A 12,793-nucleotide genomic window follows, 5' to 3' on the forward strand; every position below is an offset into this window, starting at 1 on the left:
CACAAATATTCAATGCTCGAGGCCGACCGGACAGCCGACAGGCCCGCAGCGTTCAAATTGCGCGGTTACCGTTCAATGGGAGGGTGAAGGGCGGAGGACTCCATGGTGAGCACGCGGCTTCGAGCAGTCTGGCTGGTCAACGTGACGATGGGAACCGCTGCGGTCGCAGCAGGGGCCCCGGTGCTGGCGCGACCGACGGCGGCGCTGCGCCAATTCAACAGCGCTGGGGGACAGCGTGATTCGATAGTCGCGTCGGACCTGGAAGTCGTCACCGTCACCGATCGGTCCGTGGTGGTGACCTGGACCACCCGGGCTCGGGACCGGACCGGGCGACTGCGAAATGCTCCCGCCGACACCGAAGTTCGGCTGACGCCTGCCGACAGTCGCGGCCCGACACGGGTGCATTATCTCGACAGCAATCCCACGCCGTACCACTATGCGGAGATCGAGGGACTGGAGCCAGGGCGAAGCTACCGGTTCGCGGCCTATTCCAACGGGCACCGTGCGGTACCGGCCAGGACCCTGGTCACCCGGCGGGCCGGAACCCCGGAAAGCACAGGGGTTTTCACCACCTTGCGGCCGCCGCCGGGGCAGTTGGTGTGCACCATCGCGCTCGCCAACGATGTGCACTACGGCGAACACACGAGCGGCCTGCTGGTGGCCGGATTACCTACTGGATTCCGCCACGACGCAGGCGTCTCCTACCCCGAGACCATGCTCGGCGCGATGCTCGACGAACTGCGCCGACCGGATCGGGCCGTCGATCACCTGATCGTGTCCGGTGACCTCACCGACTCCGGCACACTCGAACAGTCGCAGGGCATCCGGGCTCGTCTGGATGCCTGGGGCGAGCTCGGGCGCGACTACTTCGTCTGTCGCGGCAATCACGAAGCGCCACGTCGAAACGATTACTGGGGCAGTGTCTTCCATCCACACCAGCGGCTCACCGAGCAGGATCTCGGCGGCCTGCGGCTCATCGGGCTCGACACCACCCGGCGGTTCGGGTCGGGTGGCACGTTGGAGGGGCATCAGCTGCGTCACTTGCGGCATCTGCTGATGGCCGAACCCGATCGTCCCACCCTCGTTTTCGGGCATCACCCGGTGACATCCGCTGCGGCCGTGAGTAATCCGGGTGGGCCTGGGTTCGTCCTCGACCGGATGAGTGCCGCTGCGCTGCAACACATCTACCGCGACGCGCCGGGGGTGTTCCTGCATCATGCCGGGCACACTCACCGCACTCGCCGCACCATGGCCGACACCGAGATCGATGTCGAGTTCCTCGAAGTCGCTGCGGTCAAGGAATATCCCGGCGGTTATATGTTGCTCCGCATCTATACCGGCGGCTACATGGCCAACTTCTACAAGACGCGCTCGGAGCCCGCGCGGCATTGGAGCACGCGCACTCGTCGCCAATACTTCGGCCTGCAACCAGATCATGCGCTCGGATCGATCACCGATCGCAATCACGTTGTGCTGCGGGACTTTTCCGGAATGAAGCCGCTCCGATAGTTGGACCATCGGAGCGGCTTCGATCTGTGCCGGACTCGATTCGCAGTCCTAGCTGGTGACGAGGGTGCCGGTGGCCTTGTTCATGGTGGGCAGGTAGCCGCGAGTCTGGCCATCGATGGTGGGGTGGTAGGACTCGACGGGGTCGGCGACGTTGAGTTGGTTGATCCACGGGTCGCGGCCGCAGATGCCGTGCCCGGCGAAGGCTTGGCGCGGGTCGGCGAAGGTCAATCCGGCGTTCCGTGCGCGGGCGGCGGTGACCTTGGCGAGTTCATCGGCCGCACGGTTGAGCGAGTCGCGCTTGTGCAGGCTGAAGCTGAGCGGACACACATCCCGCTCGAACAGGCGCGGGTATCCCATGACGATGACCGTCGCCTTCGGCGCCTTGGCCTTGATGTCCCGGTAGAGCCCGTCGAGGCGGCCGGGCAACGTGTTGTTGGCGTAGGCGATGGCGGTGGCGACCGCCCTGTCGCACTCGGCGTCACTGGCGGGGAACACGCACGAGCTCAAGGTGCGGGAGAAGCCCGCGTCGTTACCGCCTGCGGACACGGAGACCAAGTCGGTGCGATCGCTCAATGTGCCCAGCTGCTTGCTGTGCACATCCTGCGTGGTGGCGCCGCTGCAGGCGGTGAAGGAGAAGGACCCGACCGAGTGGGTGGCCGCCCATCGTGCCGGGTACGCGTAGTCACTGCGCAGGCAGTCGCCGCTGTCCGGCCGGTAGGTGCCGGTGCCGACACCCGAAGAGTAGGAATCACCAAGCGCGACATAGTCGATCGGTGCTGGTGCAGGTGCGGCTCCCGCGGCTGCGGTCGGTACCAGGACCGCCAGCAGACCGGTCATGAGCGCAGCAGAGGTCGCAAGCAGTGCACGGGCGCGAGTCATGGTTGCTCCAAGAAAAGGGACGACAGCCGCTAGAAAGTTAGCGAACCTCTCTCATTTTACCGTTACCGAGAGCAATATCTAAAGCGTAAAAACTCTGAAAGTTGTTGTCACCCTTAGCCATTGGACTGTCAACAGATGCCTGTCCAACCGGCCTGCGGAACGTTAACCAACAGTCTCGCGATGCAACCCGAACAACTGATCACCGAGGTATCCGCCGAGACAATCGCCGATGAACAATCCATAACTTCCGCCGAGCCCCACTCGGCGAGACACACCCGCTCGCGACACAGGGCGGACCGTCTGGATGCGAGGTCTCGTAGTCTGAGTTCCAGGCGACGGACGGGAGGCGCGGTGGGCGGGACGACGGTGGTCGAGGTAATGGCCGAGTTGGCTGCGCTCGAGGATCCGAAGGCGCGGGCGGTCAATGAGAAGCATGGTGACGACCACGGGGTGAACCTCAGTAAGTTGCGTGCGGTCGCGAAGCGGCTGAAGACGCAGCAGGAGCTTGCGCGGGAGCTCTGGGTGACCGGTGACAGCGCGGCGCGGCTGTTGGCGTTGCTCATCTGTCGCCCGAAGGCGTTCGAGCGTGTGGAGTTGGACATCATGCTGCGCGAGGCGCGCACGCCCAAGGTGCAGGACTGGCTCGTGAATTACGTGGTGAAGAAGAACCCGAACGCCGAAGAGCTGCGCGTGTCCTGGTTCGCCGACCCGGACCCGGTGGTCGCCAGCGCAGGCTGGGCGTTGACCACCGAACGCGTGGCGAAGAAACCCGAGACGCTCGACCTCGCGGCACTGCTCGACAGCATCGAGGCGGAGATGAAAGACGCCCAGGAACGCCTGCAATGGGCAATGAACCACTGCCTGGCCCAGATCGGGATCGAGCACCCCGAATACCGCTCCCGCGCAATAGCTATCGGTGAGCGCTTGAAGGTGCTCGAGGACTACCCGACTCCACCGAACTGCACGTCGCCGTTCGCGCCCATCTGGATCACCGAAATGGTGCGCCGCCAAGGCAAGTAGGACGGTCCGACTCCTGAAATCGTCTGGGGGAAAGAAAGAGTCACCGATTACGGGGCGATCGCCGGACTGCCGAACCACTGCTCGGCGACTCGCTCGAACGCTTCGCGATCGGCGTCGTGACCGCCCACCCAAGCCACTACGCCGTCGGGCCGGACGAGCACGGCGCGCAATCCGAGATGGTTTCTCGCCGCCCCTGCCGCGTACCGAATCCGGTTCTCCCACTGCATCGCCGCATCGTGCAGGTATCGGTCGGCGCTGAAATCCAGTGCGACGCCGCGTCCGTCGTGCATCAGGTCGCCGAGGCGGGTGCCGTCCTCGAGCCGGAAGTCGGGGGCACTGCGGCCGACCAGCGGGTGCTCGCTGCCGAGGTCGTAGCGGATCCACAAGCTCGAGATCCGTCCGAACACGTAGGTGGTTCCGTCACCGGTTGCGATCAGGTCCCGGATCACGCCTTGGATCGCTTGGGAATGCGGGTCCGGCCGCATGACCGCAACCTGGGCGCGGGACCAGTCGAGCACCTTGGCGGCGATCGGACGGCGCTCGCCGGTGTAGGTGTCGAGCAGCCCGTCCGGCGCGGTACCGTGCACGGTCGCCGCGAGCTTCCAGCCCAGGTTCCCGGCGTCGCCGAGGCCGGAGTTGAGTCCTTGCCCGCCGAGCGGGGAGTGGATGTGCGCGGCGTCGCCCGCGAGCAGGACGCGTCCCTGTCGATAGGTCGTCGTCTGCATCGCCCGATCAGTGAAGGTCGAGGCGAGCTGGACTTCAGTGAGCGTCACGTCGGTGCCGGACACCCGGCGCAGCACCGCCTGCAGATGTTCCAGCGTCGGCTGCTGCGAGCGGTCGAACGCGCCGCCGTCGAAGTCCATCATCGCGACGTGTCCGTCCGTCTGCATCCGGATGTAGAGGCCCGTCGACGTCAGAGTGAACCCGTGGCTCAGCTTGTCCGGATCGGCGATGGTGGCCAGCATGGTGTAGCCGGTGAATTGCGGTTCGGTGCCGACGAATTCGAAGCCTGCGAGTCTGCGCACCGTGCTGCGCCCACCATCGCAACCCACGACCCAGCGGGCCGTGTACTCCTGCTCGTCGGTCTGCACGCTCACGCTCTCGTCGTGCTGGGTGACGGCAGAGACCATGGCGCCGTATCTGATTTCGACGCCGAGTTTCGCTGCCCGCTCGGACAACACCGATTCGATCGTGTCGAGGCTTGTCATCATCAATTCCGGTGCCGGGCTCGGCAGTCGGAACGGCAGGGCGGTCGGGTCGATAGCGGCCGCATCGAGCATCATCCCCGCGAAATGGCCCGCGAGGCGCGGCGGCGCAGGGTCGTCCGTGTCGGGAACTTCGTCGATACCGGACGCCGTCAACAGCGCGTCCAGCATCCCGCGGCGGTAGAACGCCTGGATCGACATGGCGGACAGGCCCCGACCGCCGAGCGGTTCTGCCCGCCACGGGGAATGCGGCTCCGGCTCCCGTTCGAGTACCAGAACGGAGCAGTCCGCAAGTCCGAGCTCACAGGCAAGAAAAAGGCCGACAGGTCCCGCGCCCACGATCACTACATCGAATTCATCCATGCCCCCATACTTTTCAACGACTCTTGCACCACCCTGACGCGATACTTGCGGCGCACATGCGCGGTCACGCGCACGGTGGGTCCATGCGCAGGTGAGCCGGCTGTCGCCGGCCTATCGTCAGAGATGGCAAGTGGGTCTGCGCGCAAGTCGGCGTACAGTCCGGACTGGGTTCGTTACCTCGGGGCAAATGAGGATGACGGTGATGGTCGGACTCTATGCCGCGTGGAGTGCACTGACAGGATCTCGAGAAGTTGATAATCAGTAGAGCAGCGATCGACGCATGGGGGAGGTTCCTCGCACACCTGTCGGAACGGATCGAAGCAGGTAGTGCCGCTGCCTCAGGTCTACCTCGGAATTTCGGCGGCCAGACAGTGCAGAAGGTGCACACGTTAGCTGCTAAAGATGAAGAAATCGGAACGAATGTAGCCGCGACGGAGACCTGGGATCGCACGCCGACTGGTGCGTTCGACAAACCGCGCAGCCCGATATATGAGGCGACTCCCCCCAGCAAGCCGGTAAGAGATATCGATGTGTCGGATTGGAAGGACAAAGTTACCTATCCCCGATTCGACGATTCGGGGCGGATGTTCGATCAGAACAACACTCCCTTCACCGGTGGTGCGAACGGCTGGGCCGACTTCCTGATGGACGGAGACGGCGAATTCATTACCGGAAACAGTTACCATGGCATTTTGTACAAGCTGCAGCGAAGCCGGGACGGATCTGCCGCATTTGGTATTTGGCGAGTCCAGGACGGTTGGCTGGGCGAGGTCAACCCGGTCTGTAATACGTACCTGGAGGAAAGCCTTGACCCTAAATTCCCTGCGCAACTCAGGGATCGGCTGATCAATCGCAACGTCGACCTCACCAAGGTTAAATTCGACACCGAGTCCCAGGGAAAGCTATGGAAGGGGGAAGCGCCCGTATTGTCCGTCGAACGAATGCGCACCGACGCTGAGTCAGTCTTCAAAGGCTATGGTGATGATTTCTGGGTGGACGTCACCAAGGTGTCCCGTCACCCCGACCAAGTGGACGTGGCATTGTCGCTCAACCCAGTTCGTGGCGAGCCCGGACAAGTCACCGTGGCCGTGCAGCGAGTCGATGGGCTGACAACCGTGCGGTTCACGGATTTCGAGATGGGTCCGGAACGGACACGAACCTTGGCTGTGCTGCATGAACTCCGCGAAACGATGACGCCTTGGATAGCCGAGTCTGGCGCGATCTGGCACCCCGGCGCCTAGCCATCAGTTCGCATTGCTTGTTCATCAGAGCTCAGCAGCCGGTCCCCTCCGTGGCGGGTAGAAAGGGTCCCGCGGCCGCGCCCCACATCGTGCGATTCCGCACTGATCGGGGCTGAAACATGTTCTGGTACTTCAGAAGACGAAATCGCGCAGTGCGAGGAAGCGCACTCCGCCGACCGCCGCCATGATGGCGAGCACGGCAACTGCCTGTGCGCTCGCGCCGAGGGCGGGTGCCGAGAATTCGAGGGCGGCCAGTGCCGCGGTGCTGATCAGCAGGCCGATCAGCGCGAGACCGCCGCCTTCCCATTGCGCGGTGAACCAGCCGACGCGTCCGGCCGCCTGGAAGGTGAGTTGCCGGTGCAGTTCGTTCGCGATCACCGTGCTGACGATCGAGCCTGCGATATTGGCGACCAGCGGGCCTGCACCGCTCATCGCCATGAACAGCACGACGTAGGCGATGTTGCTGGTGCCGCCGACGAGGGTGAATCGGATCAGCTGGGCGAAGGTGTGCGCACTGCGCAGGTACCGCAGCACGCGAGTGGCTCGATCGGCCCATTCCGTGCGCAGCATCGGGTAGGTGCCTGCGCCGATCGTCAGATCGGTGCTGTGGAGGATCGCCCAGTGGGCGTTCCGCGGCCCGGACGCGGGAATTGCTGTGCTGTTCACCCGAATACCGTCGCCAATCGGGCTGACACCGACCTGCCACCGTCCTGATACGTCCGCTGACGCGAGATCCGAGATCTCCCCGGCCGAGAGACACGCTGTCCAGACCGACCGCGTCAGAGTCTGTCGAAATCGACCTGGACGGTTGCGCCCCCACGTAGTTCAGCGACCCGCTCAGCCTCGGCGTTCACCTGTTTGCGGAGGTCGGCGCTCAGCGCCCCGAACGCGCTGACCGTCAATGTCACCGTGCGCCCGCTCTTTCGGGGCCGCCAGATCCCGACGATCTTGCCATCGGCCAACACGGTGCCCGGCTCGCCGACCGCCTTCCACACCGCACGGTGGTATTTCTTGTCGACGATCGTTTCTCGATCGCGCATCTGCGTGTAGGGATCTCGCGGCGGCAACAGTCGCACTCCGCGCACTTCCGGCGACGACCGCAGCACATCCAGATCGCCGGCAAGGATCCACCTCGTGGTGCCGTCGAATTCGACTGGGGTGAGCTCGTTTTCCACGGTAGTCCACCACGGATCGACATCACCGGCTTGCACGCCGACCCATGCCGCGAAATGCTTGCGGGTCGACGGTCCGTAGCACCGCAGGTAGCGCCGGAGCAGTGTGGCGCGGGCAGCATCGGAGTCGACGTGCGGCAGCGGCTGACCCAACCATTCCTCGAGCAGGACGAACGGCGCCTTGTTCGCGTTGCGTGGCGCGAAGCAGACGATGCCGCGCAGCGTCAGAATCCGGAGACAGAAGTGCACGACACCCTCGCCGAGCGGCACATTCTTGCCGTAGGGTCCCGTCGCCTGCCAGGGTTTGCGTTGCGCGGGTGTGAGTTTCGGCGCGATGCGGTCGGCGAGTGCTTTGCCGAGTTCGTTGATCGCCAACTGTCGTCCGGACAGGACGGCCGCGATTTCGTCGGCGGTGCGCTCGACCATCTCGTCCAAACCCACGCCAAGCGTGGTCAACGCCTCGTCGATGCCGACGATCAAATGCAGTCGCGCGGTTTCGGTGGCGGGCAGGACGCCGGTGGTGAAAATCGGTGCATCGGCGGTCGGGAAGTAGAACGGTGAGCCGCGCATGCACCACGTTTGCAGCAGACTTTTCTCCTCGCCGACGAGGTGGTCGATGCGATCCACCATGACGTCGTCGACGCGCGCGTGCAGCGCGAGTATGGCGGAACCGGGTGGGCTGTTCTGCACTCCGCACGCACCCGCCACGTCGAGCAAATCCTCGACCGGTCGCCGGTGTCCGAGGTGGTGCGCGGCCAATCGAAACGCGATGACGTCCTGAGTGTGCACGACGGTGCTCTTACGAACTGCCACTGCTCACCTCCCACGACGGGGTTGGCTTGTGCCGGAACAGCCTATCCGTCAAGCTCGCCGGTGACGGGAAACTGCTCGCGGAGCTAGATACGTGTATATACACTTATTGGATGGAACCGGTGGAGACAGCCTGCGTGTGCACCTCACTGCGGATGGCCACACGATCGGTGGTGCGCCTGTACGACCGCGCGTTGGGCCAGGCGGGTCTGCGACACGCGGGGTACTCGATCCTGGCGCGAATCGACGCCGAGGGCCCGCTGATGATCAGCGAGTTGGCCGACCGATTGGTGCTGGAGCGCACGACGTGTTCGCGGGAGGTGGACGCGCTCGCCAAAGCAGGCCTGCTGACCATCGAAGCAGGCAGTGACCGGCGCCAGCGCGTGCTGCGGTTGTCGCAAGCGGGCGCGGCCAAGCTGGGTGCGGCCAGGCAGCACTGGCACGCGGTGCAGGAAGGGCTGACGGACTCCTTCGGTGTCGAGGACGCCGATGCACTGCTCGACCGATTGCGCAGCCTGCTTCGCGCCTCGCAGCAACTCATCGATCAATGAGGAGAAGAACATGCCACTTGTTCGGATATCGCTGAACCGTCGCGCCGGGGACTTCGCGCGGCGGGTCGGGGACAGTGTGCACTCGGCGATGGTCGAGACGCTCGGTATCCCGGAAGGGGATCGATTCCAGATCATCACCCAGCGCGACCCTGGCGAGATCGTCTACGACTCAACGTTTCTCGACATTGAACGCACCGATGGCATCGTCATCATCCAAATCTCCCTCGTCGCAGGACGTGACCGTGACGTCAAATCCGCGCTGTACGCGAGCATCGCCGAACGCTTGTCCGCCGACCTCGGCATCCGACGTGAAGACGTCTTCATCAGCCTGATGGAGGCGGCACCGGCGGACTTCTCCTTCGGTAACGGCGAAGCCCAGTTCGCCTACCACCTTCCGCCGCACCTGCAATCGTCGTGAAACTCGCCAATTCCCTTTGCCGACAAGACATCACCATCACAGAGGAGCACACCAATGACCCGACAGACCGTGACTACCGACAAGATCGCCCCTGCGGTCGGCCCCTTCTCCGCCGCAGTGCTCGGTGAGTTCACGTTCCTCAGTGGGCAAGTCGCGCAAGACCCTGCCACCGGCGCGCTGATCGACGGCGACGCCGCCACGCAGGCCGAGCAGGTGCTGCAAAACCTGACCGCGGTTGTCGAAGCCACAGGCAAAACCCTCGACGACGTCGTCCGAGTCGGTGTCTATCTCACCGACATGGCCGATTTCGCGGCGGTGAACACCGTCTATGCCAAGCATTTTCACGCGCCGTACCCGGCGCGCACCGCCATCGCCGTTGCGGCCCTGCCGCTGGGCGCGGCCGTCGAAATGGACGCGATCGTCCGCTGAATCGAGGACAGTCGCCTTGGCCTGTCCGGCAGGTCGTGCCGGACAGGCCACCGGCCCACCGACGGCTCAGCGCTTGAGCAGGAAACCGAAGTCGCTGGAGACCTTGCCGTTGAGCCGGACCACCGAAACGAGCTTCCCGTCGGCGATCAGTCTGTCGACTTCGGCCCGCGAGAGACCGAAGCCGGTGGCGATCAGTCGCACCGGCCGGACCGGGATCCGCGCGGCGAAGCGAACCGAGACGTCGATCACCTCGCTGTCCCGGTGATCGGATCCACCGGTGTCGAGCCGCCAGGCGTTGTCCCAGTCGAGTGCGATGCGGTTGCGGCGCAACACAATCGGGTCCTGGAGCAGCTCAGCCGCCAGGGCGGGGTCGTTGTCGTGTAACCGGTCGAGCAGCTCGGATCGGATGGCGCGCACGTTCATTCGCTCCATGACGGTGAGTTTTGTGGTCTCCCCGCACGTGGTACACAGCGCGAGAAGCCAGACATCGATGAGCTTGTGATGTGCGTTGACGCGAAACTTGCCGCTTGTCCGGAAGCTTTCGGATGCGCACACGTGGCATCTACGGCGAACGAGTGGGAGACAGACGGGTTCGACTACCCAGTTTTCGAGCACAGAAAATACACCTGTTTCCAGTGAGAAGTCCGCAGCAAAAAGCAGCGCGGCGCACCTGCGCGACGCGCGAAGAACTAACGCTCGGGAGGTCTCACTGGATGTACAACGGCATGTCCTCGACTAGACGATCTGGCCCGCCGAGATCGTACTGATCGACGGCGGCTCTGCTCCACCGGTTTTCCGGCACGGCGCCCGAAGCGGGGAATACCAGGTAGCGGTCTAGGCCAGGCCGTTGATCATCAGGGTGAGGGTGAAATCGAAACGGTCGTGGCCTTCGCCTGCGGTGAGTTCGGCGGCGTAACGGGTGGTGTACGGGAATGTCTGCGCGGGTAGCGCGGTGAACCGCCGGATCAGTTCGTCGCGGTCGAGGATCCATGCGGCGTCGTCCTGCGCCGATCGCTGTCGCGCCATCGATTGCTCGAGGCAGTAGGCGGCCACGTACAGCAGCAGTGCGTCGATGGCCCAGGCGGCGGCCTGTGGTGCGACGCCGCCGGCGAGCACGATCGCGAGCATCCCCTCGTTGATGCGGACGATCTCGAGGTCGGTGGGTGCCGTCGCGAGCGAAGCATGGGAAATGCCAGGGTATTTCAGGTACTGATCGCGAATCTGGGTGCACACGTCGCGGAGCTGCTCGCGCCAGATCGCTGGGTTCGGTTCGGGGAGTACGAGTTCGGCGCAGAGCCGCCCGATGAGCAACTCGTCGAGGTCGGCCTTGTTGACCACGTGGGCGTAGAGCGAGGCGGGTCCGGTGTCGAGCTCGCTTGCCAGCCTGCGCATGGTCAGTGCCTCGTAGCCCTCTGCCGCGATGACGCCGAGCGCGGTGTCGATGACCTGCTCGACCGTGATCGGGGTCTTGCGCCTGCGCGGTGTGGGATCAGCGTCGGGGTTGGGCGGCTGGTGCCGTGCCGCGCGTCGCTCCTTGGGGTTCACTCGATCACCATACCTTGACTGGAACGCTGTTCGTGTATAGAACGGTGTTCGTGACCAACTATGGATATCAGGACGTGACCGTCGTCGGAGCTGGGCCGGTAGGCCTGGTGCTCGCCGCCGAGCTGGCGCTTGCCGGGGCAAGGGTGCAGGTGCTCGAGCGGGAGACCGAACCGGGCGAGGCGATGAAGGCGCAGTCGATCAACGTGCCGACCGCCGAGGCGCTCGACCGCCGCGGTCTGCTGCCTGCCGCCGAACAGGTGCATCGAGCGACGCTCGAGCGATTGGGGTCGTTCGGCATGCAACGAGCGGGCAGCACCGCACCCGAGCAGCGATTCACCGGACATTTCGCAGGCATGGTCCTCGACGCCGACCTCGTGGACTGGTCCGATCCCGACTTCACCGCGCACACCGCGGCCGCAGGAGCACGCATGGTGCCGCAGCCCGAGCTGGTGGCGCTGCTGACCGACCACGTCACGCGACTCGGCGTACCGATTCATCGCGGGGTGGAGGTCACCGCGCTCGAAGACACCGGCGACGGCGTGCTCGTCGGGACCGCGTCAGGCGAGACGATTCGCACCGGGTGGCTGGTCGGGTGCGACGGCGGGCACAGTGCGGTTCGCCGCCTCGCAGGCATCGAATTTCCCGGCACCGAACCGGAATTCGTCGGATATCAGGCGGTCGCCGACATCGCCGACCCGGAGCAGCTCGTCAACGCGTGGGTGTATTCGACCAAGGGTGCCTACCGCTACGGGCCGCAACCTGGACGCATCGCCATCGTGGAGTTCGGCGTGGCGCTCGCCGACCGCTCGGCGCCGGTCACCCTCGACGAGGTGCAATCGAGTCTGCGTCGGGTGTCGGGTATCGATGTCACGCTGACCGCGTTGCGCGCGACCCCGACCCGCTGGTCCGACAACGCCCGGCAGGCCGCGAGCTACCGGTCGGGGCGGGTGTTCCTGGCCGGCGACGCCGCGCACGTGCACCCCCCGTTCGGTGGTCAGGGGCTCAATCTCGGGGTCGGCGATGCGATGAACCTCGGCTGGAAGCTCGGTGCGGTAGTCGCCGGGTGGGCGCCGGAAGGTCTGCTCGACACCTACGACGTCGAGCGCCGTCCGCTCGGCGCATGGGTGCTGGACTGGACTCGGGCCCAGGTCGGGGTGCTGCGCGGCGATGCCAAGTCGGCGGCGCTGCGTGCGATCGTCGCCGATCTGCTGAGCACCCGCGACGGAACGACCTACGCGGTCAAGCAGATCGCCGGCGTCACGCAGCGCATCGAGCTGCCCGGCGATCATCCACTGGTCGGCGGATTCGTCCCTGATCTCTGGCTCACGGATGGATCCCGCCTGGTCGACCACGGTCACCGCGGTGGATTCCTGCTGCTCGATCGCACGCCGGACGGTGCGTTCGCCCACCTCGCCGCAGGCTGGTCCGGACGGGTCACCAGCGTGACCGACAGCAACGCGACGCCGACCGGTGTCTTGGTGCGCGCGGACGGTGTGGTCGCGTGGGCCAGCGACACCACCGACCGTGCCGGTCTCGAAGCGGCTTTGCGCCAGTGGACCGGCGCGCCGTCGTCCGCGACCGAGCCGGTGGGCTGAACCGCTCGTGCGGGCAGTCGGGGACGACGAACTGCCGTCTGTTGGGCAATTCGTAA

At 65.1% G+C, this 12,793-nt stretch carries 13 protein-coding genes; 7 read left to right on the forward strand and 6 right to left on the reverse strand.

The window, feature by feature from the left end; genetic code table 11:
- Positions 1 to 102: 102 nt before the first annotated feature.
- Positions 103 to 1,509, forward strand: a complete 1,407-nt coding sequence (locus tag NA11_RS03925) for a metallophosphoesterase (protein WP_069160337.1) — start codon at positions 103 to 105, stop codon at positions 1,507 to 1,509.
- Between the two features lie 48 nt (positions 1,510 to 1,557).
- Here the strand turns inward: NA11_RS03925 and NA11_RS03930 are convergent, their stop codons facing one another.
- Positions 1,558 to 2,388, reverse strand: coding sequence for an SGNH/GDSL hydrolase family protein (locus tag NA11_RS03930; protein WP_069160338.1), 831 nt, complete (start codon positions 2,386 to 2,388; stop codon positions 1,558 to 1,560).
- Positions 2,389 to 2,766: 378 nt separating this feature from the next.
- On the opposite strand from NA11_RS03930, the gene NA11_RS03935 reads away from it, so the two are divergent.
- Positions 2,767 to 3,408, forward strand: coding sequence for a DNA alkylation repair protein (locus NA11_RS03935; RefSeq protein WP_084654079.1), 642 nt, complete (start codon positions 2,767 to 2,769; stop codon positions 3,406 to 3,408).
- A 47-nt stretch (positions 3,409 to 3,455) separates the two neighbouring features.
- On the opposite strand, the gene NA11_RS03940 is transcribed toward NA11_RS03935, so the two are convergent.
- Positions 3,456 to 4,976, reverse strand: a complete 1,521-nt coding sequence (locus tag NA11_RS03940; protein WP_069160339.1) for an FAD-dependent monooxygenase — start codon at positions 4,974 to 4,976, stop codon at positions 3,456 to 3,458.
- A gap of 380 nt (positions 4,977 to 5,356) precedes the next feature.
- Between NA11_RS03940 and NA11_RS03945 the strand changes: the two genes are divergently transcribed.
- Positions 5,357 to 6,217, forward strand: a complete 861-nt coding sequence (locus tag NA11_RS03945) for a hypothetical protein (protein ID WP_141717392.1) — start codon at positions 5,357 to 5,359, stop codon at positions 6,215 to 6,217.
- 132 nt (positions 6,218 to 6,349) lie between these two features.
- Here the strand turns inward: NA11_RS03945 and NA11_RS03950 are convergent, their stop codons facing one another.
- Both NA11_RS03950 and NA11_RS03955 read right to left on the reverse strand, forming a co-directional pair.
- On the reverse strand, positions 6,350 to 6,787 hold the full coding sequence (locus tag NA11_RS03950) for a GtrA family protein (protein WP_069160435.1): 438 nt from the start codon (positions 6,785 to 6,787) through the stop codon (positions 6,350 to 6,352).
- A 209-nt stretch (positions 6,788 to 6,996) separates the two neighbouring features.
- Positions 6,997 to 8,202 (reverse strand): winged helix DNA-binding domain-containing protein, encoded by a 1,206-nt coding sequence (locus NA11_RS03955; protein WP_069160341.1) that lies wholly within the window; start codon positions 8,200 to 8,202, stop codon positions 6,997 to 6,999.
- A gap of 110 nt (positions 8,203 to 8,312) precedes the next feature.
- On the opposite strand from NA11_RS03955, the gene NA11_RS03960 reads away from it, so the two are divergent.
- From NA11_RS03960 to NA11_RS03970, 3 genes are read left to right on the forward strand one after another with little or no spacing between them, the layout of a single operon-like run.
- The gene (locus NA11_RS03960) at positions 8,313 to 8,750 is read left to right on the forward strand and encodes a MarR family winged helix-turn-helix transcriptional regulator (protein ID WP_069160342.1); all 438 of its coding nucleotides are present in this window, start codon (positions 8,313 to 8,315) and stop codon (positions 8,748 to 8,750) included.
- A 10-nt stretch (positions 8,751 to 8,760) separates the two neighbouring features.
- Positions 8,761 to 9,168 carry a tautomerase family protein gene (locus tag NA11_RS03965; protein ID WP_069160343.1) on the forward strand — a complete coding sequence of 136 codons (408 nt, stop codon included), beginning with the start codon at positions 8,761 to 8,763 and terminating at the stop codon, positions 9,166 to 9,168.
- A gap of 54 nt (positions 9,169 to 9,222) precedes the next feature.
- The gene (locus tag NA11_RS03970; protein WP_069160344.1) at positions 9,223 to 9,597 is read left to right on the forward strand and encodes a Rid family detoxifying hydrolase; all 375 of its coding nucleotides are present in this window, start codon (positions 9,223 to 9,225) and stop codon (positions 9,595 to 9,597) included.
- A gap of 66 nt (positions 9,598 to 9,663) precedes the next feature.
- On the opposite strand, the gene NA11_RS03975 is transcribed toward NA11_RS03970, so the two are convergent.
- The gene (locus tag NA11_RS03975) at positions 9,664 to 10,212 is read right to left on the reverse strand and encodes a DUF1062 domain-containing protein (RefSeq protein WP_069160345.1); all 549 of its coding nucleotides are present in this window, start codon (positions 10,210 to 10,212) and stop codon (positions 9,664 to 9,666) included.
- Positions 10,213 to 10,431: 219 nt separating this feature from the next.
- Complete coding sequence (locus NA11_RS03980) at positions 10,432 to 11,142, reverse strand: TetR/AcrR family transcriptional regulator C-terminal domain-containing protein (protein ID WP_069160346.1); 711 nt, start codon at positions 11,140 to 11,142, stop codon at positions 10,432 to 10,434.
- Positions 11,143 to 11,192: 50 nt separating this feature from the next.
- Here NA11_RS03980 and NA11_RS03985 point away from each other — a divergent pair, with 50 nt between their 5' ends.
- Positions 11,193 to 12,737, forward strand: coding sequence for an FAD-dependent oxidoreductase (locus NA11_RS03985; protein ID WP_245745712.1), 1,545 nt, complete (start codon positions 11,193 to 11,195; stop codon positions 12,735 to 12,737).
- Positions 12,738 to 12,793: the final 56 nt, after the last annotated feature.

It is taken from the genome of Nocardia altamirensis NBRC 108246 (assembly GCF_001612685.1).
GTDB classification, from domain to species: Bacteria; Actinomycetota; Actinomycetes; order Mycobacteriales; family Mycobacteriaceae; genus Nocardia; species Nocardia altamirensis.

Bases quoted from the DNA above. Each gene is read 5' to 3' on its own strand.
- NA11_RS03925 (WP_069160337.1), top strand. From the start codon at position 103: ATGGTGAGCACGCGGCTTCGAGCAGTCTGGCTGGTCAACGTGACGATG.
- NA11_RS03930 (WP_069160338.1), bottom strand. From the start codon at position 2,388: ATGACTCGCGCCCGTGCACTGCTTGCGACCTCTGCTGCGCTCATGACC.
- NA11_RS03935 (WP_084654079.1), top strand. From the start codon at position 2,767: ATGGCCGAGTTGGCTGCGCTCGAGGATCCGAAGGCGCGGGCGGTCAAT.
- NA11_RS03940 (WP_069160339.1), bottom strand. From the start codon at position 4,976: ATGGATGAATTCGATGTAGTGATCGTGGGCGCGGGACCTGTCGGCCTT.
- NA11_RS03950 (WP_069160435.1), bottom strand. From the start codon at position 6,787: ATGCTGCGCACGGAATGGGCCGATCGAGCCACTCGCGTGCTGCGGTAC.
- NA11_RS03960 (WP_069160342.1), top strand. From the start codon at position 8,313: ATGGAACCGGTGGAGACAGCCTGCGTGTGCACCTCACTGCGGATGGCC.
- NA11_RS03965 (WP_069160343.1), top strand. From the start codon at position 8,761: ATGCCACTTGTTCGGATATCGCTGAACCGTCGCGCCGGGGACTTCGCG.
- NA11_RS03970 (WP_069160344.1), top strand. From the start codon at position 9,223: ATGACCCGACAGACCGTGACTACCGACAAGATCGCCCCTGCGGTCGGC.